General features: G+C 54.6%; 24 protein-coding genes and 1 tRNA gene. 16 read left to right on the top strand and 9 right to left on the bottom strand.

All coding sequences use genetic code 11. From position 1 onward, the window contains the following. The 9 genes from AAIE02_RS20300 to AAIE02_RS20260 all read left to right on the top strand — a co-directional run bounded on the left by AAIE02_RS20300 (position 1) and on the right by AAIE02_RS20260 (position 11,511). Positions 1-1,029 carry an ABC transporter permease subunit gene (locus AAIE02_RS20300; protein ID WP_166878096.1) on the top strand — a complete coding sequence of 343 codons (1,029 nt, stop codon included), beginning with the start codon at positions 1-3 and terminating at the stop codon, positions 1,027-1,029. A gap of 87 nt (positions 1,030-1,116) precedes the next feature. Continuing rightward, on the top strand, positions 1,117-2,250 hold the full coding sequence (locus AAIE02_RS20295; RefSeq protein WP_498533139.1) for a Gfo/Idh/MocA family protein: 1,134 nt from the start codon (positions 1,117-1,119) through the stop codon (positions 2,248-2,250). A gap of 9 nt (positions 2,251-2,259) precedes the next feature. Beyond that, a complete protein-coding gene (locus AAIE02_RS20290) occupies positions 2,260-4,173 on the top strand; it encodes a bifunctional 5-dehydro-2-deoxygluconokinase/5-dehydro-2-deoxyphosphogluconate aldolase (RefSeq protein ID WP_498533138.1) in 1,914 nt (637 codons plus the stop codon). Between the two features lie 10 nt (positions 4,174-4,183). Further along, entirely contained in the window at positions 4,184-5,074 is an 891-nt protein-coding gene (gene iolE / locus AAIE02_RS20285) for a myo-inosose-2 dehydratase (protein ID WP_008457033.1), read from the top strand. A 9-nt stretch (positions 5,075-5,083) separates the two neighbouring features. Then, positions 5,084-5,902, top strand: a complete 819-nt coding sequence (iolB, locus tag AAIE02_RS20280; protein ID WP_498533137.1) for a 5-deoxy-glucuronate isomerase — start codon at positions 5,084-5,086, stop codon at positions 5,900-5,902. 211 nt (positions 5,903-6,113) lie between these two features. After that, positions 6,114-7,976: a bifunctional glutathionylspermidine amidase/synthase gene (gene gss / locus AAIE02_RS20275; RefSeq protein WP_336818890.1), complete on the top strand. Its 1,863-nt coding sequence runs from the start codon at positions 6,114-6,116 to the stop codon at positions 7,974-7,976. 515 nt (positions 7,977-8,491) lie between these two features. Then, positions 8,492-9,712: a phosphoadenosine phosphosulfate reductase gene (locus tag AAIE02_RS20270; RefSeq protein ID WP_498533136.1), complete on the top strand. Its 1,221-nt coding sequence runs from the start codon at positions 8,492-8,494 to the stop codon at positions 9,710-9,712. Beyond that, positions 9,712-10,338, top strand: coding sequence for an IbrB-like domain-containing protein (locus AAIE02_RS20265; RefSeq protein WP_336983838.1), 627 nt, complete (start codon positions 9,712-9,714; stop codon positions 10,336-10,338). The genes AAIE02_RS20270 and AAIE02_RS20265 overlap by 1 nt, the downstream gene beginning before the upstream one ends. Before the next feature lie 228 nt (positions 10,339-10,566). Continuing rightward, the gene (locus AAIE02_RS20260; protein WP_336983839.1) at positions 10,567-11,511 is read left to right on the top strand and encodes a hypothetical protein; all 945 of its coding nucleotides are present in this window, start codon (positions 10,567-10,569) and stop codon (positions 11,509-11,511) included. 338 nt (positions 11,512-11,849) lie between these two features. Here AAIE02_RS20260 and AAIE02_RS20255 read toward each other — a convergent pair. Continuing rightward, positions 11,850-11,925, bottom strand: a tRNA-Phe gene (locus AAIE02_RS20255). A gap of 432 nt (positions 11,926-12,357) precedes the next feature. On the opposite strand from AAIE02_RS20255, the gene AAIE02_RS20250 reads away from it, so the two are divergent. Further along, on the top strand, positions 12,358-14,493 hold the full coding sequence (locus AAIE02_RS20250) for an ornithine decarboxylase (protein WP_498533135.1): 2,136 nt from the start codon (positions 12,358-12,360) through the stop codon (positions 14,491-14,493). A gap of 114 nt (positions 14,494-14,607) precedes the next feature. Here AAIE02_RS20250 and mltC read toward each other — a convergent pair whose 3' ends face one another. The 3 genes from mltC to mutY are packed head-to-tail and all read right to left on the bottom strand — an operon-like array spanning position 14,608 to position 17,091. Beyond that, positions 14,608-15,687 carry a membrane-bound lytic murein transglycosylase MltC gene (mltC, locus tag AAIE02_RS20245; protein WP_008461527.1) on the bottom strand — a complete coding sequence of 360 codons (1,080 nt, stop codon included), beginning with the start codon at positions 15,685-15,687 and terminating at the stop codon, positions 14,608-14,610. Between the two features lie 43 nt (positions 15,688-15,730). Then, the gene (locus AAIE02_RS20240) at positions 15,731-16,006 is read right to left on the bottom strand and encodes an oxidative damage protection protein (protein ID WP_008461529.1); all 276 of its coding nucleotides are present in this window, start codon (positions 16,004-16,006) and stop codon (positions 15,731-15,733) included. A gap of 2 nt (positions 16,007-16,008) precedes the next feature. Beyond that, positions 16,009-17,091, bottom strand: a complete 1,083-nt coding sequence (gene mutY, locus AAIE02_RS20235) for an A/G-specific adenine glycosylase (protein WP_498533134.1) — start codon at positions 17,089-17,091, stop codon at positions 16,009-16,011. 155 nt (positions 17,092-17,246) lie between these two features. On the opposite strand from mutY, the gene trmB reads away from it, so the two are divergent. The 3 genes from trmB (at position 17,247) to AAIE02_RS20220 (ending at position 19,077) form a co-directional block, all read left to right on the top strand. Beyond that, a complete protein-coding gene (trmB, locus tag AAIE02_RS20230; RefSeq protein ID WP_166868480.1) occupies positions 17,247-17,966 on the top strand; it encodes a tRNA (guanosine(46)-N7)-methyltransferase TrmB in 720 nt (239 codons plus the stop codon). Next, positions 17,966-18,292 (top strand): YggL family protein, encoded by a 327-nt coding sequence (locus tag AAIE02_RS20225; protein ID WP_008461534.1) that lies wholly within the window; start codon positions 17,966-17,968, stop codon positions 18,290-18,292. Before trmB ends, AAIE02_RS20225 begins: the two co-directional genes overlap by 1 nt. Positions 18,293-18,360: 68 nt before the next feature. Then, on the top strand, positions 18,361-19,077 hold the full coding sequence (locus AAIE02_RS20220) for a YggN family protein (protein WP_008461536.1): 717 nt from the start codon (positions 18,361-18,363) through the stop codon (positions 19,075-19,077). Between the two features lie 159 nt (positions 19,078-19,236). Here AAIE02_RS20220 and hemW read toward each other — a convergent pair whose 3' ends face one another. From hemW to AAIE02_RS20195, 5 genes are read right to left on the bottom strand one after another with little or no spacing between them, the layout of a single operon-like run. Beyond that, positions 19,237-20,379, bottom strand: a complete 1,143-nt coding sequence (hemW, locus tag AAIE02_RS20215) for a radical SAM family heme chaperone HemW (RefSeq protein ID WP_498533133.1) — start codon at positions 20,377-20,379, stop codon at positions 19,237-19,239. Further along, positions 20,372-20,965, bottom strand: a complete 594-nt coding sequence (locus AAIE02_RS20210) for an XTP/dITP diphosphatase (protein WP_166995243.1) — start codon at positions 20,963-20,965, stop codon at positions 20,372-20,374. The genes hemW and AAIE02_RS20210 overlap by 8 nt, the downstream gene beginning before the upstream one ends. Before the next feature lie 13 nt (positions 20,966-20,978). Next, positions 20,979-21,278, bottom strand: coding sequence for a DUF167 family protein YggU (gene yggU, locus AAIE02_RS20205; protein WP_172744601.1), 300 nt, complete (start codon positions 21,276-21,278; stop codon positions 20,979-20,981). Next, positions 21,275-21,829: a YggT family protein gene (locus AAIE02_RS20200; RefSeq protein WP_008461544.1), complete on the bottom strand. Its 555-nt coding sequence runs from the start codon at positions 21,827-21,829 to the stop codon at positions 21,275-21,277. The genes yggU and AAIE02_RS20200 overlap by 4 nt, the downstream gene beginning before the upstream one ends. Positions 21,830-21,853: 24 nt before the next feature. After that, positions 21,854-22,558, bottom strand: coding sequence for a YggS family pyridoxal phosphate-dependent enzyme (locus tag AAIE02_RS20195; RefSeq protein ID WP_498533132.1), 705 nt, complete (start codon positions 22,556-22,558; stop codon positions 21,854-21,856). 16 nt (positions 22,559-22,574) lie between these two features. On the opposite strand from AAIE02_RS20195, the gene AAIE02_RS20190 reads away from it, so the two are divergent. From AAIE02_RS20190 to AAIE02_RS20180, 3 genes are all read left to right on the top strand, one after another. Then, complete coding sequence (locus AAIE02_RS20190; protein WP_498533131.1) at positions 22,575-23,600, top strand: type IV pilus twitching motility protein PilT; 1,026 nt, start codon at positions 22,575-22,577, stop codon at positions 23,598-23,600. A gap of 61 nt (positions 23,601-23,661) precedes the next feature. Further along, positions 23,662-23,844, top strand: a complete 183-nt coding sequence (locus AAIE02_RS20185; RefSeq protein WP_166995303.1) for a type II toxin-antitoxin system HicA family toxin — start codon at positions 23,662-23,664, stop codon at positions 23,842-23,844. A 23-nt stretch (positions 23,845-23,867) separates the two neighbouring features. Further along, positions 23,868-24,323 (top strand): type II toxin-antitoxin system HicB family antitoxin, encoded by a 456-nt coding sequence (locus AAIE02_RS20180; RefSeq protein WP_166995305.1) that lies wholly within the window; start codon positions 23,868-23,870, stop codon positions 24,321-24,323.

The following is a 24,323-nucleotide window of genomic DNA, read 5'->3' as shown; positions in this document are numbered from 1 at the left end:
ATGACGCAGATGATTACCAAAACCCAGACGCCGGCAAAAAGTGCCTCACGCTTCGATCCGATCGCTTTCTTCGAGCGCTTCGGGGTGCTGATCTTCATGTTCCTGCTGCTGATCTTCTTCCAGTCGCAGAACAGCAACTTCCTGTCCGAACGTAATATTTTCAACATCCTGACCGAGGTTTCTATCTACGGGATCATCGCGGTGGGCATGACCTTTGTCATTCTCACGGCGGGTATCGATCTGTCGGTGGGTTCGATCCTGGCCGTGTGCGCGATGACCGCAGCCTACGTGATCAAGGGGGATAACTTTACCACTGTCGATCCGAACGCCTGGGGCGGCTTTAGCTGGCTGCTGGGGTTGGGGATTTGCCTGGCGCTCGGCACGCTGATTGGGTTCCTGCACGGTCTGGGCGTCACTCGCCTGCGTCTGCCGCCGTTCATTGTCACGCTGGGCGGGATGACTATCTGGCGCGGCCTGACGCTGGTGATCAACGACGGCGCGCCAATTGCCGGGTTTGATGCCGGCTACCGCTGGTGGGGACGCGGCGAAATGCTCGGCATCTCGATACCTATCTGGATCTTCGCCATCGTCTCGATTCTGGGCTATCTGGCGCTGCACAAAACTCGCTGGGGACGCTTTGTGTATGCCATCGGCGGCAACCCGGAAGCGGCTCGCCTCGCCGGGGTTAACGTGAGGCGCGTGCTGGTTAGCGTGTATGTGGTGATTGGCTGTCTTGCCGGGCTGGCGGGCTTTGTGCTCAGCGCCCGATTGGGCAGCGCTGAAGCGGTCGCGGGGATCTCCTTCGAGCTGCGCGTTATCGCCTCGGTGGTGATCGGCGGGACATCGCTGATGGGCGGCTACGGGCGGATCAGCGGCACGATCATCGGCGCCATCATCATGGGGATCCTGATTAATGGCCTGGTGCTGATGAACGTGTCGGCCTACTACCAGCAGATCATTACCGGGCTGATTATCGTACTGGCGGTGGCGTTTGATACTTACGCCAAGAACCGGCGCGGCGCGCTGTAGGGATTGCCCCTCATCCTAACCCTCTCCCATTCAGGGAGAGGGCTGGGGTGAGGGTACAAAGGCTGGTCACGACTTCAGGAACAACACATGAAAAAGGTCAGAATTGGTTTAATCGGCACCGGCTACATCGGCAAAGCCCACGCCATCGCCTACGCCCAGGCGCCGACGGTCTTTGACCTGCAGGGCGAACTGGTGCGTGAAATGGTAGCGGAAATCACGCCGGAGCTGGCGGCAAAACGCGCGGCGGCGTTTGGGTTTAATCGCTCCACCGGCGACTGGCGCGAACTGGTAGCGGACCCGAACATTGACGTGGTGGACATTTGTTCCCCAAACCACCTGCATAAAGAGATGGCGCTGGAAGCGATTCGCCACGGCAAGCACGTCTATTCAGAAAAGCCGCTGGCGCTTAACGCCCGCGACGCACGCCTGATGGTGGATGCTGCCGATTTGGCTGGAGTGAAGACATTGGTCGGCTTCAACTACATGAAGAACCCGACGGCGCAGCTGGCAAAGCAGATCATTGCACGCGGTGAGATCGGGGAAGTGATCCACTTCTACGGCACCCACAATGAAGACTATATGGCCGATCCGCTTTCGCCGATCCACTGGCACTGTTTCAAAGAAACCGCCGGGCTTGGTGCGCTGGGGGATCTGGCGGCGCACATCGTCAATATGGCGCAGTACCTGGTGGGCGATATCCACGAAGTCTGCGGTGACCTGAAAATCGTGGTGCCGGAGCGCCCGGCTTCCGCTGGCAGCAGCGAGATGATCGCCGTGGAAAACGAAGATCAGGCCCACGCGATGGTGCGTTTTGAAGGCGGCGCCCAGGGCGTGATCGAAACGTCACGTGTCGCCAGCGGTAGAAAAATGGGGCTGACCTGGACAATCACCGGCACGAAAGGGGCGTTGAGCTTTACCCAGGAACGCATGGCGGAGCTGAAACTTTATCTGCAAAGCGATCCCGAAGGACGCCAGGGTTTCCGCACGCTGCTGGTTGGTCCGGCTCACCCGGATTACGGCTCGTTCTGTATGGGGGCGGGGCACGGCATTGGCTTTAACGATCAAAAAACGGTGGAAGTACGCGATCTGATCGACGGCATTGCCACTGATAAGCCGATGTGGCCGGACTTTGAAGAGGGCTGGAAGGTGTCGCGCATTCTCGACGCTATCGCCCTGTCACACCAGCAGGGGCGCTGGGTCAACGTATCTGACATTGTCTGAGGACGAAGCATGAAAGAAAAGCAGTTGGATCTGATTTGCATGGGGCGGGTCGCGGTAGATCTCTACAGCCAGCAGATTGGTGCGCGGCTGGAAGATGCCAGCAGCTTCGCCCGTTATCTTGGCGGCTCCTCCGGCAATGTGGCCTACGGTACCGCTCGCCAGGGGCTGAAATCTTCTATGCTGGCGCGCGTTGGCGACGAGCACATGGGGCGCTTTCTGCGCGAAGAACTTAGACAGGTCGGCTGCGACACCAGCCATTTAATTACCGACAAAGAGCGGCTGACGGCGCTGGTGCTGCTGGGCATCAAAGATCGCGACACTTTCCCGCTGATTTTTTATCGCGACAACTGCGCGGATATGGCGATTACGGCGGACGATTTCAGCGAAGAGTACATTGCCTCTGCCCGCTGCCTGGCGATTACCGGCACGCACCTCTCAAACCCGCGTACCCGTGAGGCGGTGCTGACTGCGCTGAGCTATGCCCGCCGGAACGATGTTCGCACCGTGCTGGATATTGATTATCGCCCGGTGCTGTGGGGGCTGACCTCCCTCGGCGACGGCGAGACGCGCTTTGTTGAAGCCGAACAGGTCACAACCCAGCTGCAAACGGTTCTGCATCTTTTTGATGTGATTGTCGGCACCGAAGAAGAATTCCACATTGCCGGCGGGTCAATCGACACGCTCGCGGCACTGAAAAAAGTGCGGCAGAACACCGAGGCGACGTTGGTCTGTAAGCGAGGCGCGCAAGGTTGTTCCGTGTTCCTCGGGCTGATCCCTGACTCGCTGGATGGCGGGATAAACGTCAGCGGCGTGCGCGTGGAAGTGCTCAACGTGCTGGGCGCGGGGGACGCGTTCATGTCCGGCCTGCTGCGCGGCTACCTCAATGACGAAGGCTGGGAGCAGGCCTGCCGCTATGCCAATGCCTGCGGTGCACTGGTGGTTTCACGCCATGGCTGCGCCCCGGCGATGCCGAGCAAAATTGAGCTGGATGATTACCTTTCGCGTGAACATCAGGTGCCTCGCCCGGATCTCGACGAACGCCTGAATCACCTGCACCGCGTCACCACGCGTCGACGCCAGTGGCCGGAACTCTGCGTGATGGCGTTCGATCACCGCAGCCAACTGGAAGAGATGGCGCTGAAAAGCGGCGCGGATTTACGCCGAATTCCGGTGCTTAAACAATTGATTTTACAGGCTAGCCGCGAAGCCGCTCAGCGTGCCGAGCTGGAGGGCAAAGCCGGGCTGTTGTGCGATGGCACCTTCGGCCAGGACGCGCTGAATTCCATCACCGGTGAAGGCTGGTGGATCGGTCGCCCGATTGAGCTGCCAGGGTCACGCCCGTTGGAAATGGAACATGGCAACATCGGCTCGCAGCTGATTAGCTGGCCGCAGGAACACATTGTTAAGTGCCTGGTCTTTTTCCACCCGGAAGATGCCCACGCTCTGCGTCTGGAGCAGGAGCAGAAGATTGCCGAAGTGTACCGCGCCTGCTGCCAGTCGGGCCACGAGCTGCTGCTGGAAGTTATCCTCCCGGCGAATATGCCGCGCAGCGATGAGCTTTATCTCAGAGCCGTTTCCCGCTTCTACAACCTTGGCATCTACCCGGACTGGTGGAAGCTGCCGCCGCTGAGCAGCGCTGGCTGGGCGGCCCTGAGCGAGCTGGTGGATAAACGCGATCCCCACTGCCGCGGCGTGGTGATCCTCGGCCTGGATGCCCCGGTAGAGGTGCTGCGTGATGGCTTCAATGCCGCCGCTAATTACCCGATTGTGAAAGGCTTTGCGGTAGGGCGCACGCTGTTTGGCGAAGCCTCGCAGGCCTGGTTAAAACGCGATATCGACGATGCGCAGCTGGTGGCGCGCATCCGTGACAATTACCTGCGGCTGATCGCCCTGTGGCGCGAGCGCGGCCAGCATAAACAATAAGGAGAGCATTATGACCGTGCATTTAGGCATTAACCCGCTGACCTGGACCAATGACGATCTGCCTTCTTTGGGCGCCGACACGCCGCTGGACACCTGCCTGAGCGAAGGAAAAGAGGCCGGATTTGAAGGTTTTGAACTGGGGAATAAATTCCCGCGAGAGGCCGGCGTGCTAGGGCCGATTCTCGATAAGCATGATTTGAAGCTGGTCTCCGGCTGGTATTCTGGCCGTTTGCTTGAGCGCTCCGTTGAGCAGGAAATTGAGGCCGTGCAGCCGCACCTGACGCTGCTGCGCGAACTGGGGGCGAAGGTGTTGGTATTTGCCGAAGTCACCCACTGCATTCACGGTGAGCAGCAAACTCCGGTGCATTTACGGCCCCGTTTCCCTGCCGAACGCTGGCAGGAGTACGGCGAAAAGCTTACCGCGTTCGCCCGTTATACCCAGCAGCAGGGCGTGCAAATTGCCTATCACCACCATATGGGAACGGTGATTGAGAGCGCGGATGACGTGAATAATTTGATGGTTCACACAGGGCCGGAAGTCGGGCTGCTGCTGGACACCGGGCATCTGACTTTTGCAGGGGCCGATCCGCTGGCGGTGGCCGAGCGCTGGATCTCGCGCATTAACCACGTGCATTGCAAAGATGTGCGCGCTGGCGTGCTGGCGGACGTGAAAAACCGCAAAACCAGCTTCCTGGATGCGGTCCTGAGCGGCGTATTTACCGTGCCGGGCGATGGCTGCGTGAACTACCCGCCGATCATGGCGCTGCTGAAAAAGCATGGCTATCAGGGCTGGCTGGTCGTTGAGGCCGAGCAGGATCCGGCGGTGGCACACCCGATGACCTACGCGCGTCTGGGCTACGCTAATTTGAGCCGTTTTGCTCGCGAAGCCGGGCTGATTTAAGGAGGGAGCATGGCCGAATTACTTTCCCGCTTGCAGCAGCCGGACGCGCAGGGGCAGACGCAGTGCGTCACGCCGGAAAACGCGGGCTGGGGCTACGTGGGATTCGCCGCTTATCAGCTTCAGGAAGGGCAGGTTCTGGAACTGCCCGCCGTGGAGGAAGAGCGCTGCCTGGTGCTGGTCGCAGGACGTGCGACGGTGGACACGCCGCTCGCTCGCTTCCCTGAAATAGGCGACCGCATGAGCCCGTTTGAGCGCCGTAAACCCTGGGCCGTGTACGTGACGTCCGGCGAGGGGGTTAAGGTTCTGGCGCTCACCGCGCTCGAACTGGCCGTTTGCTCCGCGCCGGGTAAAGGGACTTATGCCACGCGGCTCATTGCCCCGCAGGATATTGATGCCGAGGCGCGCGGTAAAGGCCACAACCAGCGCTATGTCCACAATATTCTGCCGGAGGATAAGCCCGCCGACAGCCTGCTGGTGGTGGAGGTGTATACCAACGAGGGCTGCACCAGCTCGTACCCGAGCCACAAGCATGACACCGATAATCTGCCCAACGAAACCTATCTCGAAGAGACTTATTATCACCGCCTCAACCCGCCGCAGGGGTTCTGTCTGCAGCGTGTGTATACCGATGACCGCTCGTTGGATGAGTGCATGGCGGTGTACGACAAAGACGTGGTGAAAGTGCCGAAAGGCTACCACCCGGTGGCGACGATGGCCGGGTACGACAGCTATTACCTGAACGTGATGGCGGGGCCGGTACGCAAGTGGATGTTTACCTGGGAGAAAGATCACGCCTGGGTTAACGGCAGCGAGTACGGGAACAAATAAACTGGCTGAGTCACTTTTTAACAAAGGCTGCCCGCTGAGGCAGCCTTTTTCTTTGGGCCCCGACCTGCCGGAATATGTCTGTTTAAACGAAGCGCGACTGCACAAAACCGTTGGCAGAGGTGTATGATAACGGCTTCTCTGTCAGGTTAATTTTAACGTGCAGACGACAATCCGCGTGACCTTTGCCGCCTGCCTGATTTAGGTTGGACACATGCATACAGGAACACCAGACAACGATTCGCCCTTTGGTACACTTCTGGGCTATGCGCCGGGTGGCGTAGCGATTTACTCCTCTAATTACGGCAGCCTCGACCCGAAAAATTACCCCGAAGACGCGGAGTTTCGCAGCTACATCGGCAACGAATACATGGGCCACAAATGGCAGTGCGTAGAGTTTGCCCGCCGCTTTCTCTTCTTAAACTACGGCTTTGTCTTCACCGACGTTCACATGGCGTGGGAAATCTTCTCGCTGCGTTTTTTACGTCAGGTGGTGAACGACAATATTCTGCCGCTGCAGGCCTTTGCGAATGGCTCAAAACGAGCGCCGGAGGCGGGCGCGTTGCTTATCTGGCAGAAGGGCGGCGAATTTCATGAAACCGGCCATGTCGCGGTGATCACTCAGCTTATCGGCAACAAAGTGCGCATCGCCGAGCAGAACGTGATTCATGCGCCGTTACCCGTCGGGCAGCAGTGGACGCGCGAGCTAACCCTGGTTGAGCGCGACGGTCACTACACGCTGCAGGATACGTTTGCCGACACGTCGATTCTTGGCTGGATGATTCAAACTGAAGAGACGACCGACAGCGAGCCGCAGCCGGAAATCGGCGGTGAAGCGCTAAAAATTGGTGGGGCTCGCCTGGCCAATAAGCGCCAGTTCGACGGCAAATGGCTGAATGAAAAAGATGAACTCCAGCTGGCCTATATACAGGCCAATGGCCACATTATTAATAAAGATCCTTGCCAGTATTTCACTATTACCGAAAGCGCCGAGCAGGAACTGATCAAGGCCACCAACGAGCTACACCTGATGTACCTGCACGCCACGGATAAAGTGCTGAAAGACGACAGTCTTCTGGCACTCTTTGATATTCCCAAAATTCTCTGGCCGCGTCTGAGGCTTTCCTGGCAATGGCGCCGCCACCAGATGGTCAGCGGCCGCATGGATTTTTGCATGGATGAGCGCGGGCTGAAGGTGTACGAATACAACGCCGATTCAGCCTCCTGCCACACCGAAAGTGGGCTTATCCTTGAGGAGTGGGTTAAGACGGGATACCGGGGAACCGGGCATAATCCGGCGGAAGGGTTGCTGGAAGAGCTTACCGGGGCCTGGAAGCACAGCAGCGCCCGGCCGTTTGTCCATATTATGCAGGACAATGACGCTGAGGAGGATTACCACGCGTTGTTTATGCAGCGTTCGCTGATGCAGGCCGGATTTGACACCAAAATATTGCACGGCCTGGGCGAGCTGAGCTGGGACAGCGCCGGGCAGCTTATTGATAATGACGGCCGGGCGGTGAACTGTGTCTGGAAAACCTGGGCGTGGGAAACCGCGATTGAGCAAATTCGTGAGGTTAGCGAAACCGAATATGCCGCCGTGCCGATCCGTACCGGCCATCCACAGGGAGAAGTGCGCCTGATTGACGTCTTGCTTCGCCCGGAAGTGCTGGTGTTTGAACCGCTGTGGACGGTGATCCCCGGTAATAAAGCCATTCTGCCGGTGCTCTGGCAGCTGTTCCCGAACCACCGTTACCTGCTGGATACGGATTTCGAGGTGAACAACCTGCTGTCAAAAACCGGCTACGCGGTGAAGCCAATTGCCGGGCGCTGCGGCAGCAATATCGATCTGGTCAGCCACCATGATGAACTGCTGGATAAAACCAGCGGCAAGTTCGTGGATCGCAAGAATATCTATCAGCAGCTGTGGTGCCTGCCGAAGGTGGATGGCAAGTACATCCAGGTCTGCACTTTTACCGTGGGCGGCAGCTACGGCGGCACTTGCCTGCGTGGCGATGATTCGTTGGTGATTAAAAAAGAGAGCGATATCGAGCCGCTGATTGTGGTCAAAGACAGGTAGCGGTTGATCGTCCCTAAGGATGAGTTGATGGCCCGGATGCTGCGTCGATCCGGGCAAGTCGCCCGCTTATACCACGGTAGTTCGTCTATTCTGTTTCGGCATCGCCTGCGCTATTTCTTATTTCTATCGTGGTTATCCATTTTATTAATCTGCAATTATTTTAATAAAATTAACGCCAGGCTGTAGATAGGGCTTCTTTGATTTTTTGTTGATGTGTTTTTTTTGTTTGCATTTTAAATATAGATAATTCAATTGATTACGGTTTTTTCTTGATGATTTTAAATTTTTATTGTCTGGGGTTGAGGCTGGATATAACATAACCGCACTGCGGTATTGATGGTGTTTATATAAAATATGCGAATCATAATTTATGTAAATGTTTTATCCGGAGAGCGTGGTTTTCCTGGCGGAGGATATTACCAGGCTGGTGCGCTAAGATATCTTGGGTGGATTGAACGAAATGCAGGGATTTTGCTGTCGTAGTAATGTTGAGACAGCAGTAAAAGGGAGTTTTTGTGAGAAAAGATAAAAAAATCATTCTTGATGATAATGTTCTTAATGCTTCTAAAAAGAGAATCGATTGGATATTCGATACCTTTGATCAGGTCTGCGTCTCTTTTTCCGGTGGAAAGGATTCCAGCGTGCTTTTTCACCTTGTGGCTGAAATCGCTCGCCGCCGGGAGCGTCAGTTTGACGTGCTATTTATCGACTGGGAAGTTCAGTTCCAGTATACCATCGACCATGTATTGCGACTCAGGCAGCAATATGACGATATCGTTGGGCATTTTTACTGGGTCGCTTTGCCGCTAACCACGGTGAACGGGGTTTCGCAGGCTCAGCCGGAATGGATTTGCTGGGAGGAGGGCGTGGAATGGGTTCGCCGGCCGCCAGAAGACGCCATTACCGATCCAAACTTCTTCCCCTTCTATCGCTATGGCATGACCTTTGAAGAGTTTATGCCAGCGTTCTCGCGCTGGCTTGCCGGCGATAAAGGTCTGGCCACGTTAACCGGTATCCGGGCCGACGAATCCCTCAACCGTTTTTTAGCGCTGGCTTCACAAAGCAAAACCCGCTATGCCGATGATAAGCCCTGGACTACGGCCAGCCGGGAGGGCAATTTTTGTGTCGCTTATCCTTTGTACGACTGGAAGGTACGGGACATCTGGATTTTTAACGGCAAATACAAAGCTGCCGGAAACCCGCTTTATGACCTGATGTATCGCGCCGGTGTCCCTATGAAAGCGATGAGGGTGTGTGAACCTTTTGGCCCGGAGGCGCGCCGTGGGCTTTGGCTCTACCATGTTCTGGAGCCGGAAACCTGGTCCCGGGTATGCATGCGCGTAGCTGGCGCCAATAGCGGCGCTATTTATGCGCACCAGAGCGGTTCTTTCTATGCCCGCAATACTAGCATCACAAAACCGAACCATTTAACCTGGCAAGAGTACGCCATGTTTTTACTGGCATCGATGCCGGAAAAAACGGCGGAGCATTACAAGAATAAAATTGCCATTTATTTAAAATGGTATAGAGAACGAGAGTTTCCAGAAAACATCCCTGATGAACAGGATAAAGATTCCGGCTCGAGAGATATACCCTCGTGGCGACGGATATGTAAGACGCTATTAAAGAATGACTTTTGGTGTCGGACGCTATCATTTAGCCCTAATAAGCCACAGCACTACAACCGGTACCTTGAAAGGATACAAAAGAAACGACAAATGTGGGGGATCCTCTGATGCTTAATACGCTATTAAAACAACTGGATAATTATCTTTCTTCCGTCGAATCGGATGAGTCAAAAGTGGACGCAATAAATGAAGTCAAAAAAGTCATGCATCAGCACAGCCCTTTTAAAAAAGAGCCGGTTGATTGTGTCCTTTGGGTTCGTGAGGGCGATATTGTGGCCAATGATTATAACCCTAACGTTATGGCGCCCGTTGAACGAAGCTTGTTACAGCTTTCAATTGAGACAGATGGATTCACTCAGCCTATTGTGGTGACGCCGCTGAAAGATAAGTTTCAGGTCGTGGATGGGTTTCACCGGCATTTGGTAGGAAAAACATCGCCTGTGGCAAAAAAGAGAATTAACGGTTTTTTTCCTATTACGGTGGTAAACCTGGAATCCAGTGGTGAAGCCGAATGTATTGCCGCGACGGTGCGTCATAACAGGGCGCGTGGAAAACATCAGGTAACGGCGATGTCCGATATTGTCCGCGATCTTTCCCGTCTGGGCTGGGATGATTTGAAAATCGGATCAGAATTGGGGATGGACGCTGATGAAGTGCTGCGCCTGAAGCAGATTAGCGGCCTGTCTGAGCTGTTCAGTAGCGAACAGTTTAGTGATGCGTGGACGATAAAATAGCGCGTTTTAAATAGTAAAAAAAACGCTTTTGGGGGGGCTTTAAGTTGTGTGTCTGGACGATAAATATTGTAGGTGAAAATAATTAATGGCGTTACAAGAGTCTTAATTAATGTATGTTAATGTTTTAATGAACATATTTGGAAGTAGTTAAGCCAATTTTTGTTGAGTTTATATTTGATGGTGTTTAATGTGTTTTCAATGTTCACCATTTGTTAATGTAAGGTTTTTATGTTAAATATTAACTTGAAAAAGTTTGGCGAGAAACTTGATAAGAATAAAATTGCAAGGTTTAGAGATGAATATCTAAATAAAAGATATAGTGAGCTAGAGACCAAGAGAATACTCGATGGTTGGCGGCGGCGAATCGATATAAATGGCGATCTTAAAATTATTCATACTATCAGTGGCATCTGTAGTATGAGTCGAGCTGGTCGAGATATTATATCTCCATTCGAGCAACGTTCTGTTGAGTCGATCTTAAATAGTTGGGATGTTATTTCATGTTGCTGCGTTGCAAAAAAAATACCGGCTCGTTTAGCGGGATGTGGTATAGCACCGCTCCCTGTTGCATTGGACTTAAATGTACCTGTGCAAAATATTCTGGGCACTCACCTACAGGATGTGGCATTCCCTAATTTTGCGGGTAGAGAGGGAGCTGTTCCTTCAGGAGCACTGGTCGATAGTTACGCTTTGGCAGACGCTATATTTCAAGGGAAAAATAGGCCTACTAAAGGTAACTTTAGAATGAATAAACCTTATAATACTTTGTTATCCGTTGAGGAAATTCATCGTCAAATTAGGCGTCAACAAACTACGGCCGAGTACAATGAGATTTTAGTTGTTGGGCGAACTGGCCTGAATATATATTCTGGACTTCCTGCAACAGATAGAATCAGATTAAATGGAATATCTTACCGTCCTTTTTATGCAGGGATCAAAAGTCTTCTCTCCAGTGGACGGGTCGGTCCTCAACTGATAGAGATGGTTCTTAAAGATTTAGAATTTATTAAAAAATTACTGCGAGTAAATAATCTTAATGAATTTACTTGCTGTTGGTCGAAGGGAGGGTTGTTGCGCATAAATCCATTGAACCAGGTTATTATCAATGCTGGATTTGAGCAAAGCTCTTATTCTCCTGAAGTTTTTAAATTATCAAATTATAGTTTTGCCTAATATGCATTCTCAATATTAGCCCTGAAAGTTTGTATCGTGTAAAACGGGAGCGTTTTTGAACAGCGCTTGCGTTGGACCCTTATGGGGGGAGTCTCAGGGATGAGACGAATACTAAAACGTCGGGAACGTTTTTGAACAGCGCTTGCGCTGGTCCCTCATGGGGTGAGTCTCAGGGATGAGACGAATACTAAAACGTCGGGAACGTTTTTGAACAGCGCTTGCGCTGGCCCCTCATGGGGTGAGTCTCAGGGATGAGACGAATAATCGACTTTCAGTTCGATGCAGAGTCCGTTTCGCCAAAAGCAAAAAACCCGCCATAGGCGGGTTCTTCTAAATAGTGGTGCCCGGACTCGGAATCGAACCAAGGACACGGGGATTTTCAATCCCCTGCTCTACCGACTGAGCTATCCGGGCAACGGGGCGCATTAAACCGTAAACCCCATTCCGCGTCAATGGCTTTGTTGCACAGCACGGTGCGTTTGCCTGATTTATGTGCGGGCTGTTACAGACTTCATGTTGAACCCCCTGGCAGAAGGTGCCATGATTGCGCCAGTTTTCTTATCCACTACGGGGCGCCTTGATGTTCACTCTCAATTCCCATGCATCTTTCGGGATGGCGCTCGTCCGTGCTGCTATAACCTTCCGAAGTCCCTTGCTCACCATGCGGTGAGGGCAATGCTTGCTCGCTGCAGGACATCAGTAAAATCAGGAATCGCCTGGTTTTACTGATGTCTGGCGGTCGAAGTGGATTCACACCTAAGACCTTCAGAACGCCTTCGTTGGGGAATTTTCCCTTTGCCGTGCCGGATGGCACTCACTCATCCTTGCAGACGGGGATTTGTGCTTATGAAATCACTGAAAATTGCCGCCAGCCACGACGTGGCTGCATTACTCTCAACGCATCGTGAAGTGGTCACGCTCGACGAGACCGACTTCACCGATGTGGCGGCAGTTGTCATCTCCGTTGCGGACAGCCGCAGCGGCATTCTGGCCTTGCTTAAACGCTCGGGTTTTAATTTGCCGGTGTTTATTTTTAGCGAAACCGCCGTTGACGGTTTGCCTGCGGTAACCGGCGTGATTGCCGGGAAAGCGCAGGATTATCTGGAGCTGGAAACCGCGGCCAGCGGCTACGAAGAAGATCTGTTGCCACCGTTCTTCAACACGCTGACCAAATACGTGGCGATGGACAACAGCACTTTTGCCTGCCCGGGGCACCAGCACGGGAAATTCTTTAAAAAACACCCGGCGGGACGGCAGTTTTATGATTTCTTTGGTGAGAACGTATTTCGTGCAGACATGTGCAACGCGGACGTTAAGCTGGGTGACCTGCTGATCCACGAAGGCTCAGCTAAGCACGCGCAGAAGTTTGCCGCGAAAGTTTTCCACGCCGACAAAACTTATTTCGTGCTTAACGGTACCTCTGCGGCGAACAAAGTGGTGACCAATGCTCTGCTGACACGCGGCGATCTGGTGCTGTTTGACCGCAACAACCATAAATCAAACCACCACGGCGCACTCATCCAGGCCGGTGCTACGCCGGTTTATCTGGAAGCTTCCCGCAATCCCTTTGGCTTTATCGGCGGCATTGATGCGCACTGTTTTGATGAGAAATACCTGCGGGAGCTGATTACGGAAGTGGCACCTGAACGAGCTCAGGAGGCAAGGCCTTTCCGCCTGGCGGTGATCCAGCTCGGCACCTATGACGGCACAATTTATAATGCTCGCCAGGTGGTAGATAACATCGGCCATCTGTGCGATTACATCCTCTTTGATTCGGCCTGGGTCGGCTACGAGCAGTTTATTCCGATGATGGCGGACTGTTCGCCGCTGTTACTGGAGCTGAATGAAAACGATCCGGGGATCTTTGTCACTCAGTCGGTTCACAAGCAGCAGGCCGGGTTCTCGCAGACTTCGCAGATCCATAAGAAAGATAACCATCTTCGCGGCCAGGCCCGTTTTTGCCCGCATAAGCGGCTGAACAATGCTTTCATGCTGCATGCTTCAACCAGCCCGTTTTACCCGCTGTTTGCCGCGCTGGATGTAAATGCCAAGATCCACGAGGGCGAAAGCGGCCGTCGCCTGTGGGCGGAATGTGTGGCACTGGGCATTGAAGCGCGCAAGGCGATTATCGCCAACTGTAAGATGATCAAACCGTTTATTCCGCCGGAAGTGGCCGGGCGGCCGTGGCAGGATCACCCCACGGAGAAGATTGCTCAGGAGCGCCGCTTCTTCAGCTTTGAACCCGGTGAGCGCTGGCACGGTTTTGAAGGTTATGCGAAGGACGAATATTTTGTCGATCCCTGCAAGCTGCTTCTAACCACTCCGGGCATCGATCCTGAAACCGGGCGCTACACCGAGTTCGGTGTGCCAGCGGCAATCCTCGCTAACTATCTGCGTGAAAACGGAATTGTGCCGGAGAAGTCGGATCTTAACTCGATCTTGTTCCTGCTTACCCCGGCGGAGAGCCACGAGAAGCTGGCTCAGCTGGTGGCCATGCTGGCGCAGTTTGAACAGCATATTGAGGACGACACGCCGCTGGCGGATGTGCTGCCCACGATTTATCAGAAATACCCGGTGCGCTACAAGGGCTACACCCTGCGCCAGCTTTGCCAGGAGATGCACGATCTGTACGTGAGTTTTGAGGTCAAAGAGCTGCAGAAGGCGATGTTCCGCAAGGAGAGCCTGCCTGCCGTGGTGGTGAACCCGCAGGACGCCAACATCGAGTTTATTCGCGGCAACGTGGAGCTGGTGCGCCTGAGCGAATCTGAAGGACGTATCGCGGCGGAAGGCGCGTTGCCTTATCCTCCGGGCGTGCTTTGCGTGGTGCCGGGTGAAGTTTGGGGCGGGGCGGCACTGCGTTACTTCCTGGCACTGGAAGAGGGCGTGAATATGCTGCCGGGCTTCTCCCCTGAGCTGCAGGGCGTGTACAGCGAGACGGATTCGGACGGCATTAAGCGGCTGTACGGCTACATGCTGAAGTAAGAGGGAATAGCCCCTCACCCCAGTCCTCTCCCCGAGGGAGCAGAAAAGGGTGAAGCAAGGCAGTCCCGAAATGTCCCCTCTCCCTTTTAGGGAGAGGGTTAGGGTGAGGGTAAATTACCGCCGGCGATAGCTCTTCTGGGCGTTATTCACTTTGTACAGGTAACGACGAGACTCTGCGGACGGATGGCGCGTGGTCAACGTTTGATAGACATCGCCCGGCGCCATGCTGTTAATCAGGCTAAACGCCTGCATCTTATCGTTAGAGAACACCCGCAGCACGCTGCCCGCGCCGCCGTTGTAGGCCGTAATCACCGCATAGCGACGTGACGTTGGGTTATCAATCTGCCCCAGATAGCTGTTCTGCAAAATCGCCAGATAGGCCGTGCCGGTATCAATGTTGCTTTCCGGGTCGAACAGGAAGCTGCGGCTTGGTTTGCCCCATTTCCCCTGCGCCTTAAACACGTCTACCCCGGCGCTGTGCTGAACAACCTGCATCAGGCCCAGTGCATCCGCGTGGCTTACCGCATACGGGTTGAAGCTGGATTCCGTCTGCATGATGGCCAGAATCAGTGACTCGTCCACGCCGTATTTCTTCGACGCTTTACGCACCATACCGATGTATTTATGGGCACGCTTGTCGAGGTGGTTAGGCACAAGATTGATGGTCACGCTATAGACGATTTTCAGCCCGGTACTGCGCTTTTGCAGGCGTGTTTGCAGCAGGTAGTCGGCAAACTTCGTCGCACGGCCTTCCCAGCGAATGGGCTGGCCGGTGTTATCCACGACCTGGCCGTAAAGGAACGGCTCTTTGGAGATCTGGACGTCGTTGGCATCGGAATAGAGATCTATTGAGCCAGGATCGTCCCCCATCAGCAGGGTCGTAATGATGGCCTGACGCAGGTGCGCGGCAGGGTCGGTGCCCGCGATGGTCTCAACGGTGATGGTACCTTCGTCGAAGTTGATGTGGCTACGCGTCAGATATTGGTCGGTATATTTGACGTAATCCTTCGGGCCTGCGATCAGGACCTCTTTCATACCCCAGATATTTTCGATGTTGTTGGCAAACTGCCCCATCAAAATATCAAACCCGTTGGTGTCCTTTACGTAGGCTTCGTTAAAAGCGTCATCGCCTTTTTTACTGGAGCAGGAGATCAGCAACGGGGCCACGAGAGCCAGCGCGAGAAGTTTTTTCATCATTCCGTGTATGCGTGTTGTGTTTGCAAAAAGGTGCCGACGATTACTGTTTTTCTGGCGGGGTGAAGCCTTCGATATGGACTTCTTTCCCTTCAAACAGGAAATTGACCATCTCGTTTTCCAGCTCTTTGCGGTGTTCCGGGTTCATCATGCTCATCTTTCTTTCATTGATCAGCATGGTCTGCTTGGACTGCCACTGCGCCCAGGCTTCTTTGGAGATTTCGTTGTAGATCCGCTTGCCCAGTTCGCCCGGGTACAGCTGGAAATCCTGGCCTTCAGCATCGCGCTGCAGGTAAGTACAAAAAATCGTTCTGCTCATGATTATTCCTCTTCTTCGGCACGAACGGGCGCTAAGGCAACCGGTTCGGCTCGTAATTGTTGTAGCAGGCGTTCCACGGGAGCCGCCAGCCCGACAGACGGTGGCTGGCCTAAGTTATACCAGAGAGCGGGGCCTTCATCCATGCAGGCGTCCATGGACGACACCGGAAGCCACATCGGCACAATGTCTAAATGGAAATGGCTAAAGGTGTGGCGGAAAGCCGTTAACTGCGTGAGATTATCTGCCGGAATACCTCTCTGCTCCAGCCAGCGATGTAATTCCTGTTCTTCAGCAAACTGTGGGAAGCAGAATAGGCCTCCCCATAGCCCGACCGCCGGGCGCTGCGCCAGGAAGACTTCATCGCCATGCTGCATCATCAGCATATAACCGGTGCGTTCAGGCAGCGTCACTTTAGGCTTCTTGCTGGGATAGTTCGCCCAGCTGTGGTTGGCATAGGCCACGCAGCCGTTGTTCAGCGGGCAAAGCTCGCATTTTGGCTTTGAGCGGGTGCAGACCATGGCCCCGAGGTCCATCATCGCCTGATTAAACTGGCTAACGCCCTGTGCAGGGGTCACGCGTTCGCTGATTTCCCAGAGGCGGTTTTCAACCTCTTTTTTGCCCGGCCAGCCGGAAACGGCATAGCAACGGGCGAGCACGCGCTTTACGTTGCCATCGAGAATCGGGAAGTGTTTACCCAACGAAAGAGACAGAATCGCGCCTGCGGTTGAGCGCCCGACGCCAGGCAGGTCGGCCACTTCGTCATACGTTTGAGGGAAAACGCCACCGTGTTTATTGGCAACCTGCTTAGCGGCTTTATGCAGATTGCGCGCGCGGGCGTAATAACCCAGCCCTGTCCACAGGTGCAGCACTTCGTCCAGCGGGGCGTTCGCCAGGTCGGTCACGGTGGGGAAACGCGCCATAAAGCGCTCAAAATAAGGGATGACCGTCGCGACCTGGGTTTGTTGCAACATTACCTCAGAGAGCCATACTTTATAAGGCGTTTTCTCCTGCTGCCACGGCAGGGTTTTGCGCCCATACTTGTGGTACCAGTCGAGGACTTGTTGGGCGAATTGAGGAGCTTGCATGGTCAACGCGGGATATCCGGCAAAGGTGTAATAAAGGAGCCGATTCCAGCACAGCGGCGTAAAGCTGTAAACCGGAACTTTCTGCCACTTGCTTCTCATCCTTAACTTTGGATAATGCCCGTTTCCCGAACACTAAGCGAAGCGTTAAGAAAACCATGAAGAATGACGTCATTTCACCGGAATTTAATGAAGAAGGCCGTGTGCTGCGCCGCATCCGCAGCTTTGTCCGTCGCCAGGGGCGTCTGACAAAAGGCCAGCAGCACGCGCTGGATAACTACTGGCCGGTGATGGGCGTTGAGTTCCAGGCCGAGCCTGCCGACTTTAGCGAGATTTTTGGCCGCGAAGCGCCGGTCACGCTGGAGATCGGTTTTGGTATGGGCACCTCGCTGGTAACCATGGCACAAACCAATCCACAGCATAACTATCTCGGTATTGAAGTGCATTCACCGGGCGTGGGCGCTTGTCTGAGCACAGCGCATGAGGCCGGCGTGGAGAACCTTCGTGTGATGTGCCACGACGCGGTGGAAGTGCTGGAAAACATGATTCCTGACAATTCTTTGAACATGGTTCAGCTGTTTTTCCCTGATCCATGGCATAAAGCACGTCATAATAAACGCCGTATCGTTCAGGCACCGTTTGCTGACCTGGTAAAACGCAAGCTGAAGCTGGGCGGCGTGTTCCATATGGCTACCGACTGGGAACCTTATGCTGAACATATGCTCGAAGTGATGTCCTCTATCGAAGGGTATAAAAACCAGTCGGAGAGTCACGACTACGTACCGCGTCCGGACTCACGTCCGGTAACCAAATTTGAACAACGTGGCCATCGTCTTGGTCACGGCGTATGGGACTTAATGTTCGAGAGGGTGAAATAATGGCAAAGAATCGTAGCCGTCGTCTGCGTAAGAAAATGCACATCGAAGAGTTCCAGGAACTGGGGTTCTCGATTGCCTGGCGCTTCCCGGAGGGCACTTCCGAAGAGCAAATTGATAAAACCGTGGACGAGCTGATCGCCGAAGTGATCGCGCCGAACAAGCTGGCGTTTGACGGCAGCGGTTACCTTGTCTGGGAAGGTCTGGTGTGCATGGAAGAGATTGGCAAATGCACCGAAGAGCATCAGGCGCTGGTGCGTAAATGGTTAGAAGACCGCAAACTCGAAGATGTTCGCATCAGCGATCTGTTCGACGTCTGGTGGGATTAAGCTTTAGCAAAAACAGGCTGGTTAATTAACCGGCCTTTTTTTCAGGAGCTGATTTTTCAGGAGAAAATATGATCCGTAAGGTTCTTTTAGGCGCGCTGCTGGTCACCGCCGCTTCGGCACACGCGGACTATCAGTGCAGCGTCAATCCACGTGATGACGTGGTGATTAACCCGCAGTCCGTGCAGGTTGTGGGTGAGAACGGCAATCTGGTCATCGCGCCTGACGGCAGCGTGCAATACAACGGTGTTCAGAAGACTCTGACCGCTGCACAGCGCCAGCAGGCGCTGAACTACCAGAAAGCCCTGCGCACGGATTTACCGTGGATCGATAATGGGGCTCGCTCTCGCGTAGAGAAAAGCCGCGTCGCGCTGGACGGCATTATTGCTAAACAGGTCGGGGAAAGCAGCAGCATGCGTAATCGCCTGACCAAGCTGGATGCCCAGCTAAAAGAGCAGATGAACCGGATTATTGAGCGCCGCCAGGACGGGCTGACGTTCCATTATAAAGCGGTCGATCAGGTAAGAGCCGATGGCCAGCAGTTGGTGAACCAGGCGATGGGCGGCATTCTGCAGGACAGCATTAATGAAATGGGCGCGCAGGCGGTGCTGAAAGGCGGCGGCAACCCGCTGCAGAATGTACTGGGTAACCTGGGCGGTCTGCAAACGGCGGTTCAGAACGAATGGAATAATCAGCAGGCTGATTTTGAACAGTTCGGCCACGAGGTGTGTAACCGGGTGGTGTCGCTGGAAAATCAGCGTAAAGGGCTTGTGGGGGCGCTGAAGTAATTTTCCCCTCACCCTAACCCTCTCCCCTAAGGGGAGAGGGGATAAACCGAGTTCCCCTTCACCAGTTCTCTCCCCAAAGGGGATAGGGGATAAACCATGCCGCCCATCACTTGTTTTCCCCCTCTCCCTCTGGGAGAGGGCCGGGGTGAGGGTAAAAACTTACGCTTCGTCGGCTAAAAACAGCTCCAGCAGGGAATTTAAAAACAGTTTCCCGTGCTCGGTTATCTGCCAGTATTCATCCGTTTCCGTCATATAGTTTTTCGCCAGCGCCTCATCCAACTGCGGGCGAATTATCGCTTCATCTAAACCGGTATAAAGCGTGAACTCACTGCGTGGTGCGGCCTCCAGCAGGCGGAAACGGTTCATAAAGAATTCGAACGGTTTGTCGGTCTGCTCAACGTCATGCTGGCGGTCGAGGTACTTTCCTTCCATGTAGCCGCGCGGATGGCGCGTTTTCGCCGTGCGCGTAATGCGCCCGTCCGGGAAGGTGATTTTGCCGTGCGCGCCGCAGCCAATCCCCAAATAGTCGCCAAAGCGCCAGTAGTTCAGGTTGTGCTGACACTGATAACCGGGCTTAGCATAGGCTGAGGTTTCGTATTGCTGGTAGCCCGCGGCGGTCAGTAGCTTATCGCCTTGCTCGAAGATATCCCACAGCGCGTCGTCGTCCGGTAACTTCGGCGGACGTGATCCAAACAGCGTGTTCGGCTCGATGGTCAACTGATACCAGGAAAGATGCGGGGGATTCAGGGCAATGGCCTGGCGCAGATCGTCCAATGCCTCTTCGAGCGACTGGTCAGGTAGGCCGTGCATCAGGTCAAGGTTAAAGCTGCGCAGCCCCAGGCCGCTTGCCAGGTTCGCGGCACGTTTGGCTTCACCCGCATCATGAATACGGCCCAGGCGCTTTAATTTGGGCTCGCTAAAGCTCTGTACGCCGATAGAAATCCTGTTCACGCCTGCTTTCTGGTAGCCAACAAAGCGCTCGGCCTCGACCGTGCCGGGGTTAGCTTCCATGGTGATTTCTGCGTCGCCTGCCAGTTTCAGGCGCGAGCGCACGCCGTCCAGCAGCGTTTGCATGGCTTCGCTGGACAGCAGGCTTGGGGTACCGCCCCCGATGAAAATAGTCTTTACCTCACGCCCCTGAGCAAGCGCCACGTCGCGGTCGAGGTCGTGCAGCAGATGGCTCACGTATTCGTCGTGCGGCACGTCGCCTTTAAGCGCGTGGGAGTTGAAGTCACAGTACGGGCACTTCTGTACGCACCACGGGATGTGAATGTAGAGACTCAGAGGTGGCAAATTAGCCATTACGCATTGCTTCCAGTAACAGTTTCAGCGCTTGCCCACGGTGGGAGATCGCGCTCTTTTCATCGCGGGTTAGCTCCGCCGCGGTTTTACCCTCGGAAGGAACGTAGAAGATAGGATCGTAGCCAAAGCCACCTTGCCCTGCTGGCGCCTGGGTAATCACGCCCGGCCAACTACCGTGAAACACCAGCGGCGTTGGGTCTTCCGCGTGACGCATATAGACCAGCACGCAGTGGAACTGAGCCTGGCGTTTGTCGTCCGGCACGTCGTTGAGCGCTTCCAGAAGCTTGTCGAGGTTCTGCCGATCGCTGGCATCCTCGCCCGCGTAGCGTGCGGAATAGATACCCGGTGCGCCGCCCAGCGCATCCACCGCCAGGCCGGAATCGTCGGCCAGCGCCGGTAGCCCGGTCACTTTAGCCGCATGGCGAGCCTTGAGAATCGCATTCTCAATAAAGGTCAGGCCGGTCTCTTCGACAGACTCTACGTTCAGCTCGGTTTGCGCGACCACATCGAAGCCAAAATCCGCCAGCAGATTGGCGAGTTCACGCACTTTACCGGCGTTACCGGTAGCTAATACGACTTTTTGCATAGTCAGTCCTGTGTTATTCGAGGGGGGCAATCAATGCCGCGACTTCCGTCGGGATCTGCTGCGGGCCGATAATTTTAACTTGTTTATGGCGACCAAGTTCGCCTTTCTCTATCACGACCTGGCCTTTCGCTACCCTGAATTGTTTGGCCAGATATTTTACCAGGTGAGCGTTGGCCTGCCCGTCTACCGGTGGTGCGGTGATGGCGACTTTTAACTCGTCGCCATGCAAACCGACCAGGCTATCGCGGCTGGCCTTGGGCTGAATATACAGCCGCAGAACCAGCCCGTCAGGCTGCTGTGTCACAGCACTCAAATCGCGTACCAAAGGCCAGGGAACAGGTCCATACCGAGGTAGTTCAGCGCATAAAGAATAAGAATGACCACCATGGCGGAGAAATCAATGCCACCCATCGCAGGCAAGATGCGGCGAATCGGCGCCATCATTGGCTCGGTCATTTGCATCAGCACGTATTCAATAGGGCTGCGGCCCTGGCTTATCCAGCTCATCAGGGAACGAACGATGATCACCCAGAACACCAGGGTACCGGCTGATTTCAGCAGCGACAGCACGCCGATGAGTAAGTTTAATGGATCGAGCGACAGCCCGCCGGACTGGATCAGCAGCAGAATAGGGAATTTCAGCGTGGTGAGTATAAATGCCACCAGCAGAGATGAGGTGTCAATAGGGCCCAGGGATGGCAGTACGCGACGAAGCGGTCCGACAACGGGCTGGGTAACTTTAACGATGAACTGGGCAAACGGGTTGTAGAAATCACAGCGCGCCCACTGCATCCAGATACGGATAAGCAGCACCATTACGTAAAGCTCAATCAGGGTTTTGACCAGGAAAGTCAACGTAAGCATGGTTTTCCTCAAAAATGATGGTGATTAACGAGCGGGATAATCCCGCGCGCCGAAAATAGCGGTTCCAATGCGCACCATGGTGCTGCCTGCGGCAATCGCGGCTTCCATGTCATCGGTCATGCCGAGAGATAATGTATCGATCGTGGTAAAGCGGGCTTTGAGTGCATTACAGGCTTCTGCCATTTTGCGGCAAACGGTAAGCTGGCGCTCGTAATCCGGTTCTGGCGCAGGGATGGCCATCAGGCCTCGCAGCGTCAGTCCCGGTAAGGCCGCCACTTCGGCAGCTAACTGCTCCATCTCACTCAGCGCGATGCCGGACTTACTGTTTTCGTCGCTGATATTAATTTGAATCAGTACGTTTAGCGGCGGCAACGTCGACGGGCGTTGTTCGCTGAGTCTGCTGGCAATTTTCAGCCGATCTACGGTATGGCACCAGTCAAAATTCTCCGCCACAAGGCGGCTTTTATTCGACTGCAGCGGCCCGATAAAGTGCCACTCCAGCCCTGTTACACTTTGTTCAGCAAAGTGGTGAATCTTATCCACGCCTTCCTGCACATAGTTTTCGCCAAAGGCGCGTTGCCCGGCAGCAATCGCTTCTGCGAGGGCGCTCGCAGGCTTGGTTTTGCTGACTGCAAGCAGAGTCACTTCTTCGGGGCTTCTGCCGCAACGTGCCGCAGCGGCTGAGATTTTCCCATGTACCTGTGCCAGATTGTGCGCTATCTCATTCATGATCGTTGGAAGTGATATGGATATCGAAGAAATTGTGGCCCTTAGTGTAAAGCATAATGTCTCCGATCTACACCTGTGCGCGCGCCAGGCGGCACGCTGGCGAAAGTGTGGCAGGCTGGAAGCGTGCCCGGAGAAGGTGCCGGAAGTCGAAGAGGTTCTCAACGGATGGTTAAATGAGGAGCAAAAGTTGCAGCTTAGTCGCGCCGGCCAGCTCGATTTTTCCCTCACGCTCGTGAACGGCATCAGGCTACGCGGCAATGCTTTTCTCCATCAGGAAGGTTATTCGCTGGCGCTTAGATTACTCGCATCTTCTTGCCCGGATCTGCATACGCTTGGCGCACCCTCCCAACTGAAGGCGCTTTTACGGGAAAGTGAAGGGCTGATACTGGTGACTGGTGCTACCGGGAGCGGGAAGTCTACAACCCTTGCCGCGATGATTCAGCATCTCAATCAGCATCTTGACGGCCATGTGCTAACGCTGGAAGACCCCATCGAATTTATTCACGCCTCTGGCCGCTGCCTGATTCAGCAGCGCGAGCCCGGCCTGCACTGTGAAAGCTATGCAGCAGCGCTAAAAGCCGCTTTAAGGGAAGATCCGGACGTCATTCTGCTGGGTGAGCTCAGGGATAGTGAGACTATTGGCCTGGCGCTGACCGCGGCAGAAACAGGGCATTTGGTTCTGGCGACATTACACACACGCGGTGCTGCTCAGGCGGTAGAACGGCTGGTGGACGTGTTCCCTGCTCAGGAGAAAAGCCTGATTCAAACTCAGCTTGCCGGAAGCCTGAAAGCGGTGCTGGCACAAAAGCTTGTACCGGCGACTGACGGTGGCCGGGTGGCGCTGTACGAACTGTTGGTCAATACCCCGGCTGTGGCAAATTTGATTCGTGAGGGGAAGACGCATCAACTGCCTGGCGTGCTGCAAACCGGCCAGCAGCATGGCATGCAAAGCTTTGCCCAGAGCGAGGCGCTGCTGCTGCGTGAAGGTAAGATAGTTGGACACGATCGGGAATTCAGCGTGCCATGGGAGGCGACATTTTGAACGCTTTTATTGCCTTAATGTGTATTGGTGTGTATATTATCCATCATTCAGGGAGAGCATGATGACCTCTGCTGAGCTGATAAAGGAATTGAGGGCCACGGGGTGCGAACCCGTCAGGCGTTCTGGGGGTAGCCACTGGATCTGGTGGTCACCTACAACCGGAAAAACGTTCCCCGTTCCGCATCCCAAAAAGGATTTGCCCGTCGGTACCGTCAAATCCATTCGTAAAATGGCAGGCATTTAGCCTGTCGCTGCCGGAGGTTGATGATGTTTTTTTCCGTTGGTGTGGAATTACCCGCAACTGAAAACGAAGCGTTTGGCCTGGTCGTGCCCGCGCTATGCAATGATGAATTTGGCTGCGTATCGGCCGCAGACAGTCAGGCGGATATCGCCCCGATGGTGCAGGATGCGGTGCTGTCGATTGTGGATTTAATGGTGGAGAGCGGCAAAGACATTACTCAACTGTGTGATGCGGGGCCTTTTGCTTATGCCGCAGACCCGGAGTACGGCTACTGCCAGCAATGGCTGCTGGTTGATGTGGATTTATCCGCGCTGGAAGGAAAGCAGCAGCGGCTAAACATCATGCTGCCAGACGCGCTGCTGCGGCGTATTGATTCCCGGGTAAAACAGCCCTCTTCAGGCTACCGGGACCGCAGCCATTTTTTGGCGATTGCCGCAAGGCATGAACTGCTGAACGCAGGGAACGACGCGCCCGGCAGTTAA

This window comes from Cedecea sp. Ae19-4 (assembly GCF_059801165.1).
Note: the sequence above shows the minus strand (reverse complement) of the source record. Positions and strands in the feature narration are given on the sequence as shown.

What these genes read in the sequence shown, in the direction of transcription:
- AAIE02_RS20300 (WP_166878096.1), top strand. Translation starts at nt 1, where the DNA reads ATGACGCAGATGATTACCAAAACCCAGACGCCGGCAAAAAGTGCCTCA.
- AAIE02_RS20295 (WP_498533139.1), top strand. Translation starts at nt 1,117, where the DNA reads ATGAAAAAGGTCAGAATTGGTTTAATCGGCACCGGCTACATCGGCAAA.
- AAIE02_RS20290 (WP_498533138.1), top strand. Translation starts at nt 2,260, where the DNA reads ATGAAAGAAAAGCAGTTGGATCTGATTTGCATGGGGCGGGTCGCGGTA.
- iolE (WP_008457033.1), top strand. Translation starts at nt 4,184, where the DNA reads ATGACCGTGCATTTAGGCATTAACCCGCTGACCTGGACCAATGACGAT.
- iolB (WP_498533137.1), top strand. Translation starts at nt 5,084, where the DNA reads ATGGCCGAATTACTTTCCCGCTTGCAGCAGCCGGACGCGCAGGGGCAG.
- gss (WP_336818890.1), top strand. Translation starts at nt 6,114, where the DNA reads ATGCATACAGGAACACCAGACAACGATTCGCCCTTTGGTACACTTCTG.
- AAIE02_RS20265 (WP_336983838.1), top strand. Translation starts at nt 9,712, where the DNA reads ATGCTTAATACGCTATTAAAACAACTGGATAATTATCTTTCTTCCGTC.
- AAIE02_RS20260 (WP_336983839.1), top strand. Translation starts at nt 10,567, where the DNA reads ATGTTAAATATTAACTTGAAAAAGTTTGGCGAGAAACTTGATAAGAAT.
- AAIE02_RS20250 (WP_498533135.1), top strand. Translation starts at nt 12,358, where the DNA reads ATGAAATCACTGAAAATTGCCGCCAGCCACGACGTGGCTGCATTACTC.
- mltC (WP_008461527.1), bottom strand. Translation starts at nt 15,687, where the DNA reads ATGAAAAAACTTCTCGCGCTGGCTCTCGTGGCCCCGTTGCTGATCTCC.
- AAIE02_RS20240 (WP_008461529.1), bottom strand. Translation starts at nt 16,006, where the DNA reads ATGAGCAGAACGATTTTTTGTACTTACCTGCAGCGCGATGCTGAAGGC.
- mutY (WP_498533134.1), bottom strand. Translation starts at nt 17,091, where the DNA reads ATGCAAGCTCCTCAATTCGCCCAACAAGTCCTCGACTGGTACCACAAG.
- trmB (WP_166868480.1), top strand. Translation starts at nt 17,247, where the DNA reads ATGAAGAATGACGTCATTTCACCGGAATTTAATGAAGAAGGCCGTGTG.
- AAIE02_RS20225 (WP_008461534.1), top strand. Translation starts at nt 17,966, where the DNA reads ATGGCAAAGAATCGTAGCCGTCGTCTGCGTAAGAAAATGCACATCGAA.
- AAIE02_RS20220 (WP_008461536.1), top strand. Translation starts at nt 18,361, where the DNA reads ATGATCCGTAAGGTTCTTTTAGGCGCGCTGCTGGTCACCGCCGCTTCG.
- hemW (WP_498533133.1), bottom strand. Translation starts at nt 20,379, where the DNA reads ATGGCTAATTTGCCACCTCTGAGTCTCTACATTCACATCCCGTGGTGC.
- AAIE02_RS20210 (WP_166995243.1), bottom strand. Translation starts at nt 20,965, where the DNA reads ATGCAAAAAGTCGTATTAGCTACCGGTAACGCCGGTAAAGTGCGTGAA.
- AAIE02_RS20200 (WP_008461544.1), bottom strand. Translation starts at nt 21,829, where the DNA reads ATGCTTACGTTGACTTTCCTGGTCAAAACCCTGATTGAGCTTTACGTA.
- AAIE02_RS20195 (WP_498533132.1), bottom strand. Translation starts at nt 22,558, where the DNA reads ATGAATGAGATAGCGCACAATCTGGCACAGGTACATGGGAAAATCTCA.
- AAIE02_RS20190 (WP_498533131.1), top strand. Translation starts at nt 22,575, where the DNA reads ATGGATATCGAAGAAATTGTGGCCCTTAGTGTAAAGCATAATGTCTCC.
- AAIE02_RS20185 (WP_166995303.1), top strand. Translation starts at nt 23,662, where the DNA reads ATGACCTCTGCTGAGCTGATAAAGGAATTGAGGGCCACGGGGTGCGAA.
- AAIE02_RS20180 (WP_166995305.1), top strand. Translation starts at nt 23,868, where the DNA reads ATGTTTTTTTCCGTTGGTGTGGAATTACCCGCAACTGAAAACGAAGCG.